The sequence below is a fragment of the Pseudomonas shiyinii genome (assembly GCF_056725765.1).
Genome location: NZ_CM161522.1, coordinates 2004002 through 2022900, shown reverse-complemented (window position 1 = coordinate 2022900; position 18899 = coordinate 2004002). Strand labels below are relative to the sequence as shown.

Annotated in this window: 19 protein-coding genes; 12 read left to right on the top strand and 7 right to left on the bottom strand. The window is 65.3% G+C overall.

The annotated features are described in order from the left end of the window. Positions 1–3: 3 nt before the first annotated feature. From ACXHGZ_RS09235 to ACXHGZ_RS09220, 4 genes are all read left to right on the top strand, one after another. Positions 4–1248, top strand: coding sequence for an NAD(P)/FAD-dependent oxidoreductase (locus tag ACXHGZ_RS09235; protein ID WP_324816012.1), 1245 nt, complete (start codon positions 4–6; stop codon positions 1246–1248). A 22-nt stretch (positions 1249–1270) separates the two neighbouring features. Beyond that, positions 1271–2056 (top strand): amino acid ABC transporter ATP-binding protein, encoded by a 786-nt coding sequence (locus ACXHGZ_RS09230; protein WP_084857543.1) that lies wholly within the window; start codon positions 1271–1273, stop codon positions 2054–2056. 507 nt (positions 2057–2563) lie between these two features. Continuing rightward, entirely contained in the window at positions 2564–3373 is an 810-nt protein-coding gene (locus ACXHGZ_RS09225) for a gamma-glutamyl-gamma-aminobutyrate hydrolase family protein (RefSeq protein WP_084857541.1), read from the top strand. 219 nt (positions 3374–3592) lie between these two features. Further along, entirely contained in the window at positions 3593–3922 is a 330-nt protein-coding gene (locus ACXHGZ_RS09220) for a hypothetical protein (RefSeq protein ID WP_480463464.1), read from the top strand. A gap of 95 nt (positions 3923–4017) precedes the next feature. Here the strand turns inward: ACXHGZ_RS09220 and ACXHGZ_RS09215 are convergent, their stop codons facing one another. Further along, the gene (locus tag ACXHGZ_RS09215; RefSeq protein ID WP_480463463.1) at positions 4018–5232 is read right to left on the bottom strand and encodes a YeeE/YedE family protein; all 1215 of its coding nucleotides are present in this window, start codon (positions 5230–5232) and stop codon (positions 4018–4020) included. Between the two features lie 154 nt (positions 5233–5386). Next, on the bottom strand, positions 5387–6274 hold the full coding sequence (locus ACXHGZ_RS09210) for a LysR family transcriptional regulator (protein ID WP_480463462.1): 888 nt from the start codon (positions 6272–6274) through the stop codon (positions 5387–5389). 113 nt (positions 6275–6387) lie between these two features. Between ACXHGZ_RS09210 and ACXHGZ_RS09205 the strand changes: the two genes are divergently transcribed. The 5 genes from ACXHGZ_RS09205 to ACXHGZ_RS09185 all read left to right on the top strand — a co-directional run bounded on the left by ACXHGZ_RS09205 (position 6388) and on the right by ACXHGZ_RS09185 (position 10310). Continuing rightward, positions 6388–7062: a class I SAM-dependent methyltransferase gene (locus ACXHGZ_RS09205; RefSeq protein WP_480463460.1), complete on the top strand. Its 675-nt coding sequence runs from the start codon at positions 6388–6390 to the stop codon at positions 7060–7062. 186 nt (positions 7063–7248) lie between these two features. Next, the gene (locus tag ACXHGZ_RS09200; protein ID WP_084857535.1) at positions 7249–8085 is read left to right on the top strand and encodes a bifunctional allantoicase/(S)-ureidoglycine aminohydrolase; all 837 of its coding nucleotides are present in this window, start codon (positions 7249–7251) and stop codon (positions 8083–8085) included. A gap of 95 nt (positions 8086–8180) precedes the next feature. After that, positions 8181–8783 (top strand): START domain-containing protein, encoded by a 603-nt coding sequence (locus tag ACXHGZ_RS09195; protein ID WP_480463458.1) that lies wholly within the window; start codon positions 8181–8183, stop codon positions 8781–8783. Positions 8784–9319: 536 nt separating this feature from the next. Beyond that, entirely contained in the window at positions 9320–9607 is a 288-nt protein-coding gene (locus ACXHGZ_RS09190; protein ID WP_084857532.1) for a hypothetical protein, read from the top strand. A gap of 88 nt (positions 9608–9695) precedes the next feature. Next, a complete protein-coding gene (locus tag ACXHGZ_RS09185) occupies positions 9696–10310 on the top strand; it encodes a Yip1 family protein (RefSeq protein ID WP_196145299.1) in 615 nt (204 codons plus the stop codon). A 17-nt stretch (positions 10311–10327) separates the two neighbouring features. Here ACXHGZ_RS09185 and ACXHGZ_RS09180 read toward each other — a convergent pair whose 3' ends face one another. After that, positions 10328–10591: a DUF1652 domain-containing protein gene (locus ACXHGZ_RS09180; RefSeq protein ID WP_480463457.1), complete on the bottom strand. Its 264-nt coding sequence runs from the start codon at positions 10589–10591 to the stop codon at positions 10328–10330. A 336-nt stretch (positions 10592–10927) separates the two neighbouring features. Between ACXHGZ_RS09180 and ACXHGZ_RS09175 the strand changes: the two genes are divergently transcribed. Continuing rightward, positions 10928–11155, top strand: coding sequence for a DUF6555 family protein (locus ACXHGZ_RS09175; protein WP_084857528.1), 228 nt, complete (start codon positions 10928–10930; stop codon positions 11153–11155). A gap of 87 nt (positions 11156–11242) precedes the next feature. Here ACXHGZ_RS09175 and ACXHGZ_RS09170 read toward each other — a convergent pair whose 3' ends face one another. Together ACXHGZ_RS09170 and ACXHGZ_RS09165 are read right to left on the bottom strand one after the other, a co-directional pair. After that, on the bottom strand, positions 11243–12115 hold the full coding sequence (locus tag ACXHGZ_RS09170) for a pirin family protein (RefSeq protein ID WP_480463456.1): 873 nt from the start codon (positions 12113–12115) through the stop codon (positions 11243–11245). A 160-nt stretch (positions 12116–12275) separates the two neighbouring features. Continuing rightward, on the bottom strand, positions 12276–13163 hold the full coding sequence (locus tag ACXHGZ_RS09165; protein ID WP_480463455.1) for an EamA family transporter: 888 nt from the start codon (positions 13161–13163) through the stop codon (positions 12276–12278). Between the two features lie 262 nt (positions 13164–13425). On the opposite strand from ACXHGZ_RS09165, the gene ACXHGZ_RS09160 reads away from it, so the two are divergent. After that, complete coding sequence (locus ACXHGZ_RS09160; RefSeq protein WP_480463453.1) at positions 13426–14823, top strand: purine-cytosine permease family protein; 1398 nt, start codon at positions 13426–13428, stop codon at positions 14821–14823. 50 nt (positions 14824–14873) lie between these two features. Here ACXHGZ_RS09160 and ACXHGZ_RS09155 read toward each other — a convergent pair whose 3' ends face one another. Both ACXHGZ_RS09155 and ACXHGZ_RS09150 read right to left on the bottom strand, forming a co-directional pair. Further along, entirely contained in the window at positions 14874–15629 is a 756-nt protein-coding gene (locus ACXHGZ_RS09155; protein ID WP_480463452.1) for a class II aldolase/adducin family protein, read from the bottom strand. 58 nt (positions 15630–15687) lie between these two features. Beyond that, a complete protein-coding gene (locus tag ACXHGZ_RS09150; RefSeq protein ID WP_465002144.1) occupies positions 15688–16731 on the bottom strand; it encodes an ABC transporter substrate-binding protein in 1044 nt (347 codons plus the stop codon). A 182-nt stretch (positions 16732–16913) separates the two neighbouring features. Here ACXHGZ_RS09150 and ACXHGZ_RS09145 point away from each other — a divergent pair, with 182 nt between their 5' ends. Then, positions 16914–18866, top strand: a complete 1953-nt coding sequence (locus ACXHGZ_RS09145) for an oxidoreductase (protein WP_480463451.1) — start codon at positions 16914–16916, stop codon at positions 18864–18866. Positions 18867–18899: the final 33 nt, after the last annotated feature.

Below are 18899 nucleotides of genomic sequence, written 5' to 3'. Positions count from 1 at the left end.
TCCATGCATTGCCAAACCATCGTCCTGGGCGCCGGCATCGTCGGCGTCAGCACCGCCCTGCACCTGCAGGCCCGTGGCCGCCAGGTGATCCTGATCGACCGCGACGAACCGGGCAGCGGCACCAGCCATGGCAACGCCGGGCTGATCGAGCGCTCCAGCGTGATCCCCTACGCCTTCCCGCGCAGCCTGGGCGCGCTGCTGCGCTATGGCCTGAACCGCCAGCCCGACGTGCGCTACAGCCTCTTGCACCTGCCCAAGGCCGCGCCCTGGCTGCTGCGCTACTGGCAGCAGTCGGCGCCCGGACGCCTGGCCGGTGCAGCGGCCGACATGCTGCCGCTGGTGCAACGCTGCGTCGAGGAACATGACGCGCTGATCGACGCCGCCGGCCTCGGCGCACTGGTCCAGGCCAAGGGCTGGATCGAGGTGTACCGCGACCCTGGCCTGTTCGCCCAGGCCAAGGCAGACCTGCAGGCCCTGGCGCGCTATGGCCTGCGCTACCAGGTCCTCGAACGCGACCAACTGCAGGCTCGCGAGCAGCAGCTCGAGGGCGATGTGGTCGGGGGTATCCACTGGCTGGACCCCAAGACCGTGACCAACCCCGGCGGCCTGACCCGCGGCTATGCCGCGCTGTTCGTCCAACGTGGCGGCCTGTTCCTGCATGGCGATGCGCGCAGCCTGCGCCAGGTGGGCGAGCACTGGCAGGTGGACAGCCGCCGAGGCCCGGTGACCGCCGACGAGGTCGTGGCCTGCCTCGGCCCGCAGTCGGCCGAGCTGTTCGAGCCGCTGGGTTATCGCTTTCCACTGGCGATCAAGCGCGGCTACCACATGCACTACAGCACCCGTGACGGCGCCGAGCTGGCCCACTCGATCTGCGATACCCAGGGCGGCTACGTGCTGGCGCCCATGGCCCGGGGCGTACGCCTGACCACCGGCATCGAGTTCGCCGCCCACGACGCGCCAGGCAACGAGATCCAGCTGGGCCGCTGCGAAGCCCTGGCGCGCAAGCTGTTCCCGGCCCTGGGCGAGCGCCTGGACGACCGCCCCTGGCTGGGCCGGCGCCCCTGCCTGCCGGACATGCGCCCGGTGATCGGCCCGGCGCCGCGCCACAAGAACCTCTGGTTCAACTTCGGCCACGCCCATCACGGCCTGACCCTGGGCCCGGTGACCGGCCGCCTGTTGGCCGAACTGGTCACAGGCCAGGAGCCTTTCACCGATCCGGCGCCCTACAGCGCCGCACGCTTCGACTGAACCTACGCGGGAGAACAACAAGATGACCGCCGCCCCCCTGAGCCTTGCCAGCCTCGCCCCCGAACCCGACCCGCGCCCGGTGCTGATCCGCATCGAAGGCCTGAACAAGCACTATGGTGCCTTCCATGTACTGCACGACATCGACCTGCAGGTGCGCGAAGGCGAACGCATCGTCTTGTGCGGCCCCTCGGGCTCCGGCAAGTCGACCTTGATCCGCTGCATCAACCGCCTGGAGATCGCCGAGCAAGGCAGCATCCAGGTGGCCGGCATCGACCTTGCCGCCACCAGCCGCCAGGCGGCCCAGGTGCGCAGCGAGATCGGCATGGTGTTCCAGCATTTCAACCTGTTCCCGCACATGAGCGTGCTGGACAACTGCCTGCTGGCGCCCACCAGCGTGCGCGGGCTGTCGCGCAAGGACGCCGAAGAGCGGGCGCGCATGTACCTGAGCAAGGTGGGCATCGAGAGCCAGGCACACAAGTACCCCAGCCAACTGTCCGGCGGCCAGCAGCAGCGCGTGGCCATCGCCCGGGCGCTGTGCATGAAGCCGCGGATCATGCTGTTCGACGAGCCCACCTCGGCACTCGACCCGGAAATGGTCGCCGAGGTCCTGGACGTGCTGGTGCAACTGGCCGGCACCGGCATGACCATGCTCTGCGTGACCCATGAAATGGGCTTCGCCCGGCAGGTCGCCGAGCGCGTGCTGTTCCTCGAGGGCGGGCACATCATCGAAGACAGCCCGCCTGAAGTGTTCTTCAACCACCCCCAAACCGCGCGGGCACAGGCGTTTCTCAAGCAGATCCTGCACTGATTGATGGGTGACAACCTCGTAGGAACTGGCGACAGCCTGCGATGGGCTGCAAAGCAGCCCCAAGCCTTCAAACGGTGGAGCTATTCCGACTCAAGGGGCCGCTTTGCGGCCCATCGCAGGCTCCGCCAGCTCCTACGAAGCAAGCGGAGCCTGGGCCGTATTGGCACGGCTGCGAGTAGTCCACCGCCTTGCGCAAACGCCTCTATTGCTCGCCGGCGCTTATTGCACTCACGCAAAGACCCAACTGCATCGTTAAATATTATTGACCAAAATCCCCGCCAAACCCTTGTTACCTCAGGCCTCCAGCCCCTACAACCCCCGAAAAACGGCGCCTTTACCCACCGTCACTCGTTTGACATATCGAACGGCTCTGGCAAGCTATGAATCAAGCCCCGACCGGAATCGCCTGCCTGGCGAGCCGGCAGTGCTCGGGGCTCCAGGCCGCACACAGGCCCAGGCCGTGCGCCTGCACAACAACGACAGGTAGAACCTGTCCCAAGGTGACATATGTCCAACAGCAACATTGGCAACAAGCAACCCTCCCTGCGCAAACCCGTCGTCCTGATGACCATGGGCACCCAAGAGCGCAAAGGCCATGACTATCAGGTCATGACCCACAAATACATCACCCCGCTGGTCGAGTTCGCCGGTTGCGTCCCGGTCCTGGTGCCCACCTGCTGCGGCACCGAAGACCTCGAGACCTACCTGGACATGGCCGACGGCGTCTACCTGACCGGCGCGGGCAGCAACATCGACCCGGCCCTCTATGGCCAGGAGAACCAGACCCCAGGCAAGGCCCAGGACAAGGATCGCGACCTGTTCGACATCCCGCTGGTGAAGATGGCCATCGCCCGTGGCCTGCCGATCTTTGGCATCTGCCGTGGCATGCAGGAAATCAACGTCGCCCTGGGCGGCGACATCTACCAGAAGGTCTACGCCGAACCTGGCTTCAACGACCACCGGGAAAACCCCGAAGACCCGGTCGATGTCCAGTACCAGGCCGTGCACAGCGTGAAGATCAAGCCAGGCAGCTGGCTGCGTGAGAAGCTCGGCACCGACGAGATCCGCGTCAACTCGCTGCATGGCCAGGGCCTGCACACGCTGGGCAAAGGCATCGAGCCGATCGCCCACGCCGAAGACGGCCTGGTGGAAGCCATCCATGCCCCGAGCATTTCGCCGTTCCTGTTCGCCGTGCAGTGGCACCCTGAATGGCAAGCTGCGAAGAACCCTGACTCGATCCGGATCTTCGAAGCCTTCGGCGAAGCCTGCCGTACCCAGGTGCGCAAGTCCCAGGGCAAGCGCAACCAGGCTGCCTGATTCCTCTTCGTTAGGTTTTCGATCGTGGGGCGGTGCAATGCCGCCTCCCGCTTCCCCGGTCACCCTCTGCTGGTCCCAGAACACTTCCCGTGGAAGCGGGCGGCTGGCATGTGCCTGCCTCACGATCACTTTTTTCAAAAACTGACGGCAAACTGCTGGCCCCCGGCCGTGCAAGGCGAAGGCAAACTTCCTTCTCCTTCATAAGCTTAGGACAGCAACATGCGGGCATTTCTAGCAACGATCGCTGGCTGCGTAATGGCTACGGTCGCCCTCGGCGCCCAGGCCAGGGCCTTGAACCAGAACGATCGGCACGTCTGTAACTGGGGTTCGCAGATCGCCGCCGAAGCGCAACAGGCCAAGCTTTCCGGCGTGACGTTGTATGCCACGCGCAAGAAACTGCAGACACGGCGGTTTCCCAAGCCGTGGATGCGCATGACGGCATTCGGCATTACCGAACAAACCTACAACAGTCGCTCGCGGCTCAAGCCGAGCGCAATCAAGCAGACCTACTACGAACAATGTGTGCAGCATGCCCTTGCGCGAAGATAGCCTTTTAGTTTCAATCAGTTAGATAAACAACCTAAAGCGTATTACTAGCTTTTTGAACATCCGCCCCAGCCACTCCTATGGCGGGGCGGTGAGTCTCAGCAGCCGCTCAAGGCCGGCGCGCGGCGCTCGCCAGCGAAGAACAGCGGGCGCAGGCGTACACCGACCAGGTTGCCGCTATAGGCCGCCACCAGCCACAGCCATCCATGTACGCTGCCCGACGCGATGCCGCTGAAATAGGCGCCGATGTTGCAGCCATAGGCCAGGCGCGAGCCGTAGCCCAGCAACAGGCCGCCGATGACTGCGGCAACCAGCGATGGCAGCGGAATGTTCAGGCTCGGCGCGAAACGCCCGGCCAGGCCCGCGGCCAGCAGCGCACCGAGCACGATACCCAGGTCCATCACCGTGGTGACGTCCTGCCACAAAGGTGCGGCCAGCGCCTTGGCGTTGGCGGGCATCTGCCAGAATGCCCAACTGCCGACGTCGACACCCAGGCCACCCAAGGTCTTCGCACCCCACAGGGCGAACGCCGAGGTGATCCCCCACGGGCGACCGGCCAAGGCCAGGGTGGCGTAGTTCAGCAACGCCAGTGCAATGGCGCCCCACACCAGCGGCCAGGGCCCTCGCAGGAAGCGGCGCAGGCCCTGGTGCTCGCTCGGCGCGGGCACCTCCAGCCCGCCATGGCGATGCGTTTCCAGCACCCGCGTGACCCATGCGATCAGCCCGAACAGGGCCAGGCTGGCAATCAGCGCCGGCACCACGCCCCAGGCCTGGACGATGGAGGTGGCCGGGAACGACGGCAAGGCGAACCACCAGTCGACGTGATGGGTGGCCGTCACCGAACCGATGATGAAGAACAGCAAGGTCACCAGCATCCGCGCATTGCCACCGCCGACGGTGAACAGCGTGCCCGAGGCGCAGCCACCACCGAGCTGCATGCCGATGCCGAAGATGAATGCCCCGAACACCACCGAGACACCCGCTGGCGCCACCAGCCCCTTGACCGGTGTGCCGAACAGGCTGCCGGCCGACAAGGCCGGGAAGAACAGCAGCACGGCCAGGGCCAACATGACCATCTGCGCACGCAGGCCGGCCCCGCGACGCTCGGTGATGAATACCCGCCAGGCCGAGGTGAAGCCGAAGGCAGCATGGTAGAGCGTCAGGCCCAGGGCCGCACCGACGATCAGCAGCAGCACCTGGTTGAGGCCGGCATTGAGGTTGAGGAACCAGGCACCTGCCAGCAGCAGGCCCAGGGCGAACAATGGCGCGCCCAGGCGGCGCGGCTCGGGTGTGGCGGTTGTGGAAAGACCCATGGAAATACTCGGATACAGTGGAACGAGCCGCGAGTATAACGCCCCAACCGGGCACTACGTACCCGGGGCAGGCAATTCCTCCCCTATAGGAGCAGGCTCGTCCCGCGATTAGGGGCGAAGCCCTTGCCATACCGCAGCGGTGGGCAGGCCGGCCTCAGGGCCCTTCGCTGGCCTCGGCGCGCAGGATGCCGGTCAGGATATCCGCCAGTTCCTTGACCATCGGGTCGGCCGTGGGGCGATGGTAGATCGCCGCCTCGAAAACCTTGATCGGCTTGAAACCGTCCTCGGCACCCAATACCCGATGCCCCGGCGTGACCACCCGCGAGGGCAGCAGGCTCACGCCCAGTCCATTGGCCACGGCTTCCTGGATACCGGCAAGGCTGGAACTGGTGAAGCCGATACGCCAGCTGCGGCCCATGGCCTCGATCGCACTGATCATGTCATCGCGGTAGAGCCCCCGCGGTGGGAAGGTCACCAACGGGATCGGGTCCTGGGCGAAACAGGGGTACTGCGCACTGTCGATCCACTCGATGCGTTCGGGCTGGCAGGCGTTGGCCTCGCGGCTGTGCCGCCGCTGCTTGACCAGTACCAGATCAAGCTCGCCGCGGTCATAACTGCTCATCAGGTCGCGGCTCAGGCCGCCGGTGATCTCCAGCTTGACCTTCGGGTGCTTGCGGTTGAAGGCCGCGAGCGCCGGAACGGTCTTGCTGGCGACGAAGTCGTCCGGCAGGCCGATACGCACGGTGAGCGTGACCCCGCCCGACATCGCCTCGCTCAGCTGATTGCTGACCGCGAGCAGATGGCGCGCATAGCGCAGCAGCGTTTCGCCGGCATCGGTAGGGTGCACTTCGCGGTTGCTGCGGTCGAGCAACTGATGCCCAACCATCTCCTCGAGCCGCCGGACCTTCTGGCTGACCGTCGACTGGGTCGAATGCAACCGGGTGGCCGCGGTGGTGAAGCTGCCGCAGTCAGCGACCATCACCACGGCCCGAAGCAGGTCGAGGTCGTAGATCGACCTATTGGATTTCACGCTTTCAGTCATGTTCAGGATTTGACTTTCGAATGGACAGGCTGAGTGCATCATGCCAGAAGCCGTTGCCCAGGGTTACTCCACCTGGCCTATCCTTGGCACATGCCCCACCAGGACCACATGCGATGCCCACGCCCGACACCACGCTGCAAGGCAGCTGGCAGCACAACGCCCAGGCCTGGATCCAGGCCGTGCGCAGCGGCGCCATCGAAAGCCGCCGCCAAGTCACCGACCAAGCCATCCTTCTGGCGCTGATGGGTCGCCAGCCGCAGCGGGTCCTGGACCTGGGCTGTGGCGAGGGCTGGCTGCTGCGTGCCCTGGCCGAGCGCGGCATCCAGGCGACAGGCGTGGACGGCGATGCGACGCTGGTCGAGGCTGCGCGCGGCGCAGGCTCGGCGCCTGTGCACCTGGCCAGCTACGCACAGCTGGCCGAAGCGCAGGTAGACGTGGGCCATGGCTATGACGTGGTCTGTGCCAACTTCGCCCTGCTGCACCAGGACATCATCCCCCTGCTCTGCGCCCTGCATGGCCTGCTCGCCCCCGGCGGTGCCCTGGTCATCCAGACCTTGCACCCCTGGAGCATGGCCGCAGGCGACTACCAGGATGGCTGGCGCGAGGAAACGTTCGCCGGGTTCGCCGGGCAATGGACGCCGATGCCCTGGTATTTGCGCACCCTCTCCAGCTGGCTGAATGCCTTGGACCTGGCCGGGTTCCGCCTGGCCAGCCTGCAGGAGCCGCAGCATCCGCAAAGCCCGGTGCCGCAATCGTTGTTGATGGTCGCTCAAGCGGCCGACGCGTGAAGGCAAAGCACTGGTTGCGACGAGAAACCACACTGAACGCAGGCATTCATCGAATAAATACCGGACATTTCAACATTTAATTTGTGGATGCCAGGCAAAGGCCCATATTCTGTCCAGGCCTCCCCTGCGGCGCACCGGCCGGTGCGGCACACGGCACGGGGAAAGAACAACAAGTCGAGACTGTCCATGTCGAATCATTCCTACTTCGCCCCCCACGGTGGGCACCCGGCTCAAACCGAGCTGCTGACTGACCGTGCCATGTTCACCGAAGCCTATGCCGTCATCCCCAAGGGCGTGATGCGTGACATCGTCACCAGCCACCTGCCGTTCTGGGACAAGATGCGCATGTGGGTCATTGCCCGCCCGCTGACCGGCTTCGCCGAGACCTTCTCGCAGTACATCGTCGAAGTCGCCCCTGAAGGCGGCAGCGAGCGCCCTGAGCTGGACCCGAACGCCGAAGCGGTGCTGTTCGTGGTCGAAGGCGAGATCGACATCACCGTCGAAGGCAAGCACCACACCCTGGTGCCTGGCGGCTACGCCTTCCTGGCCCCGGGTGCCGACTGGAGCCTGCGCAACAACAGCAAGGCCAACGTCACCTTCCACTGGCTGCGCAAGCACTACCAGAAGGTCGAAGGCCTGCCGGTTCCAGAATCCTTCGTCACCCACCGCAAGGATGCCACCGTCATCGAGATGCCGGGCACCGAAGGCCGCTGGGTCACCACCCGCTTCGTCGACATGGCCGACATGCGCCACGACATGCACGTCAACATCGTGACCTTCCAGCCGGGCGGCGTGATTCCGTTCGCTGAAACCCACGTCATGGAACACGGCCTGTACGTTCTGGAAGGCAAGGCGGTATACCGCCTGAACCAGGACTGGGTCGAGGTCGAGGCCGGCGACTTCATGTGGCTGCGCGCCTTCTGCCCGCAAGCCTGCTACTCCGGCGGCCCAGGCCCGTTCAGCTACCTGCTGTACAAGGACGTCAACCGCCACGCGCACCTGACCCTCAACCCACAGCGTTGAGCCCAGGCTGATGTCCACGAGCCCGCCTTCATGGCGGGCTTCGTGTTTCTGGCCATACTTCAGGAACCCGCTCCGTTTCGCTCCGGCCACTGCCCATGCCCCTTCCCCGCCTGCTCGCTTTGTTGCTCCTGCTGCTGGCCCTGGTGACGCTGGCCGACGACTGGCACTTGGCGCAACGGCAAGACGGCGTCGATGTATACCTGAGCCGTGTCGAGGGTTCGACCTACCAGGCATTTCGCGGCGTCACCCGGATCAAGGCGAGCGTGCGCACGCTCACCGACCTGCAGGAGAACCTGCGGGTGGCCTGCAAATGGTTGTATGCCTGCGCCGAAATGCGCTTGCTGGATGTCCAAGGCGACAGCACCTGGGTGTACCTGGTCACCGACCTGCCCTGGCCGGCACAGCCGCGGGACATGGTGCTGCGGGTGCGTACCGAGCGCCTGGACGATGGTACCCTGGTGCGCCACCTGAGCGCCGAACCCGGTAAGGTGCCGGCCGTGCCGGGGCTGATCCGTGTGCGGCGGCTGCGTGGGGAATGGACGATGCATCCACTGGCCGAGAAAGAAACCGAAGTCACCTACCAACTGCAGGCCGACCCCGCCGGGGATGTGCCGGGCTGGCTGGCCAACCGGTTCGTGGTGGATGCACCGCTGGTGACGTTGAGAACCCTCAGGGCGGTGGCCGAGCGCCAGCCATGATGACGCATTCGCCGGTAAACCCGCTCTCATAGAACAACGCATGACCATTTGATTTGCGGCACCCTGTGGCTGGCGACAGCCTGCGATGGGCCGCAAAGCGGCCCCTTAATCCACCGTTTGAAGGCTTGGGGCTGCTTTGCAGCCCATCGCAGGCTGTCGCCAGCTCCCACCGAGATTGCGCCGCTCTCAAAACTTGCGAAATCCCTGTGTGAGCGGAGCCGCCCGAGATCACCGTGCCTGGCAAGGGCTTCGCCCTTGATCGCGGGACAAGTCGGACCGCCGCACCGCCGCTCCCACAGGGGCAGCATTGGCCGCTTGTTCTCTGCGCGACAGCGCAGCCCGAAGGGCTGGGTAATCTCCCACAGGGATCGCCGCACATCTTGTGGGAGCGGGTTTACCCGCGAATGCGCCCGCACAGGCCCCAAGGGGTGAAATAAATTTGAACGCTATCGTCCGATAGGCTTCGAAAGATCGATACCCCGCGATTCCTTGTTCGAGGAGCCAGCCATGATTTTCCCGCTGCGGCCATACCTGCCATGAAGCCCTATTACCGTGCCCCCTGCGCCTGCCTGGAACTGGACTTCGTCCGTGACACCCTGTTCGGCCCCGTGGCCCAACGCGTGGAGTGCCATGTCCAGCTCGCTGCCCTCAACCTGCAGGGGTCCCCGGCCCTGCGCCTGCACATCGACCCACCGCTGCCGGACAAGCTCGACCGCGCCCACAGCGTGGCCTTCGAGTGGGATGGCCGCAGCTATCATGGCGTGGTGCGCGACCATGCCAAGTGCGGGGATGGCGGCATGAACCTGGTGCTGGAGCTGCAATAAGCGATCAACGGCCCGCAGTTCGCCTGAACCCTGGGCCCTTTGTGCTTCTCCATAAAAAGAGGACACGCCTGCCCTCGAGGAGAACGCCATGAACAGTCCGTTGCTCAAGCTCTTCACCCACCCCGGTGCCGCCTGGCTGGATATCCGCCGCGCCGAGGAAGCCCATCCGCAACAGTACCTGCCACGCCTGCTGGCCCTGGCCCTGATCCCCGCGCTGTGCCTGTTCGTCGGCACCACCACCTTCGGCTGGAGCCTGGCCGCCGAGGAACGGGTACGCCTGAGCATGGGCAGCGCCGCGCAACTGGCAGGCCTGCTGTATGCCACCACTGTGGTCGGCGTGATGCTGATGGGCGTGATGATCCGCTGGATGTCCCGTGGCTTCGACACCCAGCCGACCCTGAACCAATGCATCGGCTTCGCCGCCTACTGCGCCACGCCCTGGTTCGTTGCCGGTGTGGTGGGCCTGGTACCCATGCGCTGGCTGGCGGTAGCGGCCCTGCTGGCGGCCTCGGCCTATGCCACGGTGCTGTTGTACGGAGGGTTGCAGACCTTCCTGCGCCTGCGCAAGGAACAGGCGATGCTGTTCGCGACCTGCGTCTGGGGGGTGGGGCTGTTGCTGCTGGTGACCATCCTGGTGGCGATGATCCTGTTCTGGTTCAACGGCCTGATGCCGGAATACGTGCGCCCGGCCAGCCTCGGCTGACCGGGTCGCGGTGGCCGTCAGGCGATGGCCTTGAGCGCGGCGCTGTGGCCCAGGCGTTGCGCTTGACGCAACTGGGTCACCAGCTCGTGCAGGTCCCGACAGCTGTTGAGGCTGTCGAGGGGAATACCGCTGACCGTGAGGCAATCGTCCAGGCTCTCCCCTTGGCCCAGACGGATGTTCAGGCTGACACCGTCCGGGCAGGTTACCTCGCAGCGGTCCGGCAGGCAGGCCTGTTCGATCAGCTGACGCATCTCTAGTAGCGAAACACCTATCAACGACATGGTTCGACCCTCTCTGTACTGGATGGCCTGTTGTGTGTGAGTACGCCCTATGTTGGCGAAGTGCCAATTGATATTGCGCATGTTCAAGCGGTGGTCCATTCGCCTGAACAATGCAGCCGCGCAAATTCCTCTAGCACCTTAGAGGAAGAGCGCCGCAAGGCTCCAGCCGTTCGATCGGCTGCAGGCACTGTGCGACGGACGGTCAGCGCCCACCGTTCGTCGTTGGAAACGAACTTTTTTCAAACTTTTGTGCGCCGTCACGATTCCCACGGATAGGCCATGGAATGTCTTGCACCTGGCCAGCCCTCGATGCAGCGCAAGGGATGTGGATACCCGATGATCGATGCAAAACTCTTCGTGATCGACTACGAACTGCACGGCCAGCACAAGTCCTTCGTGATCCGAGCCGAGCGGATGGACAACGCCGAGGCCTGGCACTGGGCCAGTTGCGATGCGGGGGTGGCCCGTATCGGGCGATACGGGCGCGAGAAGATCAAGAAAGTCAGCAAGCCCGTGGCAGAGCGCTACGGGATCACTGAAGTGCATTGGCGCCAGTCTGGATAGTGGGCAAAAAGCATCGCGGGGCAAGCCCGCTCCTACAGGGCCCTGTAGGAGCGGGCTTGCCCCGCGATGGGCCGCAAAGCGGCCCCTTTACTGCTCACCCACCATCTGCCCAAACCGCCCCGCCTGGAAGTCGGCGAACGACTCGGCGATTTCCGCCTGGCTGTTCATCACGAACGGGCCATAACCAACGATGGGCTCGTCGATCGGCTCGCCGCTGAGCAACAGCAGGCTCACTTCGTCCAGCGCCTCGACCTGCACATGCTCGCCATCGCGCTCCAGCAGCACCAGGCTGGCCGGACCCGCCTCGCGCTCGCCATTGACACGCACGTTACCGCGCAGCACCACCAACGCTGCGTTGCGCCCTGCGGCGATCGGCAGTTGCAGGTGGGCACCCGCTTTCAGGCGCAGGTCCCAGACGTCCATGGCGGTGAAGGTCCGCGCCGGACCTTGATGGCCCTGGTAGGCACCAGCGATCACCCGCAGGCTACCGGCCTCGCCTTCCAGCGACACCTCCGGAATGTCCGTGGACAGCAGGGTCTGGTACCCCGCAGGCGCACGCTTGTCACGGGCCGGCAGGTTGACCCACAGTTGCACCATCTCCAGTGTGCCGCCGCTGCGGGCGAAGGCCGGCGAATGGAATTCCTCGTGGAGGATGCCGTTGGCGGCCGTCATCCACTGCACATCGCCCGGGCCGATCAGGCCACCGGCGCCAGTGGAATCGCGGTGCTCCAGTTCGCCCTGGTAGACGATGGTCACCGTCTCGAAGCCCCGGTGCGGGTGCTGGCCGACTCCGCGCCGCGCGGTGGTCGGCGTGAAATCATGGGGGCCAGCATAATCGAGCAGCAAGAACGGGCTGATATGGCGCGCCAGGTTGTCATAGGTGAACAGGCTACGAACCGGGAAGCCATCCCCGACCCAATGGCCGTGGGGGCTGCGGTGGATACCCAGAATCTTTTTCATGAGAAGTCTCCTCTCTCAGATGGCTGGGTGTAACACTACCTATGGAACCAATGTTGCGGTAGACGGCAAAAATGGCATGGTTCGTCTCATTGATAGGACGATCTGCCATGTTCGGCGATTGCGAGATCGCGCGCCGCCCGCGTGATCTCGCATAAACCCTCTACTGAACGCTCACCGCCCGCAACCGCTGCCCTACCCGAGGCCCGAACACATTGATCAGCAACCCCAGCATGACCAGCACCGCGCCCCACCCCTGCACCGCACTCAAGCGTTCATCGAGCAGCCAGGCCGACGAGCTCAGGCCGACCACCGGCACCAACAGCGAAAACGGCGCCACCTTGCCTGCCGGATGCCGCGACAGCAAGGTGCTCCACAGGCTGTAGCCAAGCATGGTGGCGACGAACGCCAGGTAGGCCAGGGCCAGTACCGAGCTCCAGCCGATATTGGCCAGGGCATGGCCGATACGCTCAGGCCCCTCCAGCCACCAGGACAGCGCCAGAAACGGCAGCGGTGGTATCAAACCGCCCCAGATCACCAGGGCCACCAGATCCACCGAGCCGAACCGGCGCGTGATGATGTTGCCCATGCCCCACATGGCGCCCGCGCACAGGGTCAGCAACAGGGCCAGCAACGGTACATGGCTGCTGTCCTCGCTGCCGATCAGCACCAACCCGCCCGCGGCCACCAACAGGCCCAGCAGGCTGGCCAGGCGCAGGCGCTCGCCAAGAAACAGCGCGGCGAACCCGAGGGTGAAGAATGCCTGGGACTGCAGCACCAACGACGCCAGCCCCGGAGGCATGCCGCTGTACATGGCCTGGAACAGGAAAGCGAACTGTCCCAGGGAAATGGTCACGCCATAGGCGACCAGCCAGCGCCAGGGCAGTTTCGGGCGCCTGACCAGCAGCACCGCCGGAAACGCCACCAAGGCAAACCGCAAGGCCCCGAGCAGCATGGGCGGCAGGCCATCGAGGCCAACCTTGATCACCACGAAATTCACGCCCCAGGCGATGATCACCACCAGGGCGATCAGCAGGTCCTTGACTGGCATTGCAGTTTCCTTCTTCAGGCTTTTCTAGACATATTTCGTAACAGCATAAGGCCTTTGTTTTCCCACGGACCAGCACAGTTGGGTGCCAGCCTTGCGCAACAGTCGTGCGGACAAGGCGTCTGGGCCAACGGACAGGGGCCAAACGAACCGTGTCAAGCTTCACTTGACCTTACTTGTCTATACATGCTCATATCGCACACAGGCCACCGTTCCCGTCGAGATGGCCGCCCGCCCCCACAAGAACAAACAAGCGGAGTGCCCCATGTCCAGCAAACCCGTGATCGAACGGCGCTCGATCGACTACATCCCCGAAGCTGAACGCCATGGACGCGTGTACAGCCAATTCACCTTGTGGCTGGGAGCCAACCTGCAGATCACCGCGATCGTCACCGGTGCCCTGGCCGTGGTACTCGGCGGCGATGTGTTCTGGTCGCTGCTCGGCCTGTTGCTCGGCCAACTGATCGGCGGCGCCGTCATGGCCCTGCACGCCGCCCAAGGGCCGCGCCTGGGCCTGCCGCAGATGATCTCCAGCCGGGTGCAGTTCGGGGTCTACGGCGCGGCCATTCCCATGGCCCTGGTGTGCCTGATGTACCTGGGCTTCACCGCCACCGGCACGGTGCTGTCCGGCCAGGCCATCGGCCAGTTGTTGAGCGTGAGCGACAGCAGCGGCATCCTGATCTTCGCCGGGGTGATCGTGCTCGCCACCCTCGCCGGCTACCGGGTGATCCACTGGATCGGCCGCGTGGCCAGCGTGCTCGGCATCATCGCCTTCATGTACCTGTTCAGCCGCATCCTGATGCTGGCCGACATCGGCCAGTTGCTCGACAACCGCCACTTCACCTGGGCCTCGTTCCTGCTCGCGGTGTCGCTGGCCGCCTCCTGGCAGATCGCCTTCGGCCCCTACGTGGCCGACTACTCGCGCTACCTGCCCAGCAGCACCTCACCGGTCAAGACGTTCCTTGCCGCCGGGCTGGGGTCGGTGATCGGCGCCCAGGCCTCGATGATCCTCGGCGTGTTCGCCGCAGCCATTGCCGGTGGGCAGTTCTCCGGGCATGAGGTGGCGTACATCGTCGGCCTGGGGGGCGCTGGCACCACAGCCGCGCTGCTGTACTTCAGCATCGCCTTCGGCAAGGTAACCATCTCGACGCTGAACTCCTATGGCAGCTTCATGTGCATCGCCACCATCATCAGCGGGTTCCGTGGCCACCTGCAGATCAGCCGCCTGCAACGCCTGGTGTTCGTGCTCGGCATCGTCGGCGCCGCCACGCTCGTCGCCCTGCTCGGCCAGCATTCGTTCCTCAGTGCGTTCAAGTCGTTCATCCTGTTCCTGCTGACCTTCTTCGTGCCCTGGAGCGCGGTGAACCTGGTGGACTACTACTTCATCACCAAGGAGCGCTACGACATCCCGGCCCTGGCCGACCCCGAAGGCCGCTATGGGCGCTGGAACTGGCCAGGGATCATCGTCTACACCGTTGGCGTGCTGGTGCAGATGCCGTTCATCGATACGAAGCTGTACACCGGCCCCATGGTCGCCCACCTGGGCGGCGTCGACGTGTCCTGGTTGATCGGCCTGGTGGTGCCTAGCTTGCTGTACTACTGGGTCGCCCGCGGCCGTGCCGCACAGGCACCGGCCCATATCATCGTCCCCGATGCCCGCTGACTCCCCGACCGCGAGGTAGCGGACGCCCGTTCGCTACCCAGGCGCCTGGCTCAATCGCGATAATCCGGCGCCACCCGCTCCAGCAACCGCAACAGCGCCTGCCATGCCAAGGCATTGCCATCCAGGTCCGCCAATTCCCCGGCCTTCAACGGCCGCGCCGGCTCGTTGAACTGCCGCTCGGTGTGCGCGCATACCGCATGCGGCGGCACGATCACTTGCCCGGCCTGCAGCGCTGCCAGTTGAATCTCGCAAGCCTTCTCCAGGTAATACATGCGCAGGAACGCCTCGGCCACGGTGCTGCCGACCGTCAACAAGCCGTGGTTGCGCAGGATCATCACCGTGTGTTGACCCAGATCCGCCACCAGCCGCTGCTGCTCGTCCAGGTCCAGCGCGATACCTTCGTAGGCGTGGTAGCCGACCCGGCCATAGAACTCCATGGCGATCTGGTTGAGCGGCAGCAACCCACACTCGAGCGCAGCGACCGCGCAGCCGGCGCGGGTATGGGTGTGCAGCACGCATTGGGCGTCTTCGCGGGCGCCATGGATCGCACCATGAATGACGAAACCGGCCGGGTTGACCGGATAGGGCGAAGGCTCGACCGGGTTGCCCTGCAGGTCGATCTTCACCAGCTTCGAGGCAGTGATCTCGTCGAACAGCAAGCCGTAGGGGTTGATCAGGAAGTGATGCTCCGGCCCAGGCAGGCGTACGGAGATATGGGTGAAGATCAGGTCGGTCATCCGAAAATGCGCGATCAGGCGGTAGCAGGCCGCCAGTTCCTGGCGCAGGGTCCGTTCGGTAGGGGTCATTGGCATTGTCCTGATTTGTGAATGATGAGGCCGCTGTGCGGCCCCGGATATCAACCCATCACTTGCTGGCCCAGGCGTTGAACCGCTGCTCCAGCTCTTCGCCATGATCGACCCAGAACGCCACATCCATGGCCAGCGCACCCTTGAGGTTCTCGGGCGAGGTCGGCACCCAGCTGGCCAGCCCAGGGTCGAGCTTGGCCGCGGCCTGGGTATTGGTCGGGCCATAAGGGATCTGCTCGACGTAACGCACCTGGGTATCGGGCTGGTTGGCGTAGGCGATCAGCCGCCGCGCCTGATCGGCATGCCTGGACCCCTTGATGATCGCCCAGTAGTCCATGCCATACAGGCTGCCCGGCCAAACCACCGCCAGCGGACTGCCCTGCTGCGCGGCCACGGCGATGCGGCCACTATAGGTGGACGTCATCACCACATCGCCTGCGGCCAGCCACTGGGGCGGCTGGGCGCCGGCATCCCACCACTGGATGTACGGCTTGAGCTCGGTCAGCTTGGCGAAAGCGCGCTCGACGCCTGCCGGGGTGGCCAGGACCTTGTACACATCCTCGACCTTGACGCCGTCGGCCAGCAAGGCGAACTCCAGGTTGTATACCGCGCGCTTGCGCAGGCCGCGCTTGCCGGGGTATTTCTTCACGTCCCAGAAATCCGCCCAGGAAGTCGGGGCCTGGGCCAGCTTGCTCCGGTCGTAGGCAATCGCCACGCTCCACACCAGTGCCGCCGAACCGCAATCCTGGGCCGCATCAGGTATCAGCTCGGAAGTACCGCCCAGCTGCTGCCAGTCCAGGCGCTCGTAGATGCCCTCGTCGCACCCACGCAACAGGTCCGGGCCTTCGATCTGCACCACATCCCAATCGACATTCCCGGTATCGGCCATCACCTGGATACGGGCCATCTCGCCGTTGTATTCGCTCTGGATCAGCTTGCTGCCGTCCTGGGCACTGAAAGGCTGGAAGATTGCCACATCCTGGGCTTTCTGGCCTGCACCACCATAGCCGACCACGACCATCTGCGGCGCCGCTTGCACACTGCCCAGGCCCAAGGCCAACAGCAGTGCGCAAAAGCCGGTCCTGCGGGGAAATGCATTCATCGCTGGTTCCTCCTGCCGGTGCCTGGCCGGTACAGCCAAGGCCCGCTTTCTTGTTGTTGTGAGGCGCCCCTGCTTGAGAGGTCGAAGGGAACGCTAGTCGCGGACAAGTAAAAAAACAAGTTGATTTTTTACTGTAGCTACACTTTCATGGTGTAAAACAACAACTCACCGGAGCTGCGCGCATGTCGACCGCCTTCGCCCACCTGTTCGAGCCGTTGCAGATCCGTGGCAAACGCCTGAAGAACCGCATCATGTCCACCGGGCATGACACCTGCCTGCCCACCGACAACCTGGTCAACGACAAGCTGATCGCCTACCACCGTGCCCGCGCCGAGGGCGGTGCCGGCCTGATCGTGTTGCAGGTGGCCGGCGTACACGACAGCGCGCGCTATACCTCCCACGTGTTGATGGCCACCGACGACGCCTGCATCGAGGGCTACCGGCGCCTGGCCGAGGCCTGCCACGCGCACGGCACGGTGGTGCTGTCGCAGCTGTTCCACCCCGGCCGCGAGATCATGGAAACGGCCGACGGCCTGCTGGCGGTGGCCTATTCGGCTTCGGCAGTGCCCAACGAACGCTTCCGGGTGATGCCCCGGGCGCTGGACCAGGCGATGATCGACGAAATCGTCCAGGGCTACGCCGCGGCCGCCCGTCGCCTGTACCAGGCCGGCCTGGATGGCGTGGAGGTGGTGGCCAGCCACGGCTACTTGCCGGCCCAGTTCCTCAACCCGCGGGTCAATCGCCGCACCGACGGCTACAACGGCGGCCTGGAGCAGCGCCTGCGCTTCGTGCGCGAGGTGCTGGCGGCGGTACGCGCGGCGACCGGCGAGGACTTCATCGTCGGCCTGCGCATCAGTGCCGACGAGCGTGACCCCGAGGGCCTGACCGAGGACGAGTCGTTGCTGGCCGCCCAGGCCCTGCAAGGCGAGATCGACTACCTGCATATCGTCGCAGGCACCTCCGCGTCGCTCGGCGGCGCGGTGCATATCGTCCCGCCCATGGCCATCGAGCCGGCCTACCTGGCCCGCGAAGCCGGCACCTTCAAGGCGAGCCTGGACATCCCGCTGTTCGTCACCGGCCGCATCAACCAGCCTCAGGAGGCCGAACTGATCCTTGCCCGTGGCCAGGCCGATGTCTGCGGCATGACCCGCGCCTTGATCTGCGACCCGCAGATGCCGACCAAGACCGAGCGCGGCCAGGTTGAGGACGTGCGCGCCTGCATCGCCTGCAACCAGGCCTGTATCGGCCACTTCCACCGCGGCCTGCCGATCTCCTGCATCCAGCACCCGGAAACCGGCCGGGAGCTGCAATACGGCACGCTGCAACGCACCACCGCACCCAAGCGGGTGATGGTTGCCGGCGGTGGCCCGGCCGGCATGAAGGCCGCCGCCGTGGCGGCCGCGCGTGGCCACGACGTGACCTTGTACGAGGCCGGCCCGCAGTTGGGCGGCCAGGTACTGCTGGCCCAGCTGCTGCCCCGGCGCAGCGAATTCGGTGGCGCCAGCACCAACCTGCAACGGGAGATGGAACTGGCCGGGGTGCGCGTGGTGCGCAACACCCGGGTCGACCGCGCCCTGGTCGAACGCGAGCGCCCGGACCTAGTGATCGCCGCCACTGGCGCTACGCCCTACTGGCCCACGTTCGAGCGCGACGGCCAGATGCAGGTGGTGGACGCCTGGCAGGTGCTGCGCAACCAGGCCACCCTGGGGCGCTCGGTGCTGGTGGTGGACTGGCGCAGCGACTGGATCGGCCCCGGCATCGCCGAACGCCTGGTGCGCGACGGGCACCAGGTGCAGCTGGCGGTCAACGGCACCCACTGCGGCGAAAACCTGCCGCTGTACGTGCGCGACCAGATGGCCGGCGAGCTGCACCGCCTGGGCATTGCGATCACGCCCTATGCCCGCCTCTACGGCTGCGACGACAACACCGTCTACCTGCTGCACACCGCCAGCGGCGAGCCGATGATCTTCGAAGGCATCGACACCCTGGTGCTGTGCCTGGGCCACCAACCCCAGGACACCTTGGGCGAGGAGCTGGCCGGGCTGGTCGAGGTCAGGCGCGTCGGCGACTGCCTGGCGCCACGCACCGTCGAGGAGGCGATCCATGACGGCCTGACGGTTGCCTGGGCGCTCTGAGGCTGGTCATACTGCCGCTTTCCCGATGGACCG

Excerpts from the sequence above, each read along its gene's own strand:
- ACXHGZ_RS09145 (WP_480463451.1), top strand. The coding sequence starts at position 16,914 with ATGTCGACCGCCTTCGCCCACCTGTTCGAGCCGTTGCAGATCCGTGGC.
- ACXHGZ_RS09235 (WP_324816012.1), top strand. The coding sequence starts at position 4 with ATGCATTGCCAAACCATCGTCCTGGGCGCCGGCATCGTCGGCGTCAGC.
- ACXHGZ_RS09210 (WP_480463462.1), bottom strand. The coding sequence starts at position 6,274 with ATGACTGAAAGCGTGAAATCCAATAGGTCGATCTACGACCTCGACCTG.
- ACXHGZ_RS09195 (WP_480463458.1), top strand. The coding sequence starts at position 8,181 with ATGCCCCTTCCCCGCCTGCTCGCTTTGTTGCTCCTGCTGCTGGCCCTG.
- ACXHGZ_RS09225 (WP_084857541.1), top strand. The coding sequence starts at position 2,564 with ATGTCCAACAGCAACATTGGCAACAAGCAACCCTCCCTGCGCAAACCC.
- ACXHGZ_RS09180 (WP_480463457.1), bottom strand. The coding sequence starts at position 10,591 with ATGTCGTTGATAGGTGTTTCGCTACTAGAGATGCGTCAGCTGATCGAA.
- ACXHGZ_RS09165 (WP_480463455.1), bottom strand. The coding sequence starts at position 13,163 with ATGCCAGTCAAGGACCTGCTGATCGCCCTGGTGGTGATCATCGCCTGG.
- ACXHGZ_RS09205 (WP_480463460.1), top strand. The coding sequence starts at position 6,388 with ATGCCCACGCCCGACACCACGCTGCAAGGCAGCTGGCAGCACAACGCC.
- ACXHGZ_RS09170 (WP_480463456.1), bottom strand. The coding sequence starts at position 12,115 with ATGAAAAAGATTCTGGGTATCCACCGCAGCCCCCACGGCCATTGGGTC.
- ACXHGZ_RS09160 (WP_480463453.1), top strand. The coding sequence starts at position 13,426 with ATGTCCAGCAAACCCGTGATCGAACGGCGCTCGATCGACTACATCCCC.
- ACXHGZ_RS09175 (WP_084857528.1), top strand. The coding sequence starts at position 10,928 with ATGATCGATGCAAAACTCTTCGTGATCGACTACGAACTGCACGGCCAG.
- ACXHGZ_RS09230 (WP_084857543.1), top strand. The coding sequence starts at position 1,271 with ATGACCGCCGCCCCCCTGAGCCTTGCCAGCCTCGCCCCCGAACCCGAC.
- ACXHGZ_RS09190 (WP_084857532.1), top strand. The coding sequence starts at position 9,320 with ATGAAGCCCTATTACCGTGCCCCCTGCGCCTGCCTGGAACTGGACTTC.
- ACXHGZ_RS09155 (WP_480463452.1), bottom strand. The coding sequence starts at position 15,629 with ATGACCCCTACCGAACGGACCCTGCGCCAGGAACTGGCGGCCTGCTAC.
- ACXHGZ_RS09220 (WP_480463464.1), top strand. The coding sequence starts at position 3,593 with ATGCGGGCATTTCTAGCAACGATCGCTGGCTGCGTAATGGCTACGGTC.
- ACXHGZ_RS09215 (WP_480463463.1), bottom strand. The coding sequence starts at position 5,232 with ATGGGTCTTTCCACAACCGCCACACCCGAGCCGCGCCGCCTGGGCGCG.
- ACXHGZ_RS09185 (WP_196145299.1), top strand. The coding sequence starts at position 9,696 with ATGAACAGTCCGTTGCTCAAGCTCTTCACCCACCCCGGTGCCGCCTGG.
- ACXHGZ_RS09200 (WP_084857535.1), top strand. The coding sequence starts at position 7,249 with ATGTCGAATCATTCCTACTTCGCCCCCCACGGTGGGCACCCGGCTCAA.
- ACXHGZ_RS09150 (WP_465002144.1), bottom strand. The coding sequence starts at position 16,731 with ATGAATGCATTTCCCCGCAGGACCGGCTTTTGCGCACTGCTGTTGGCC.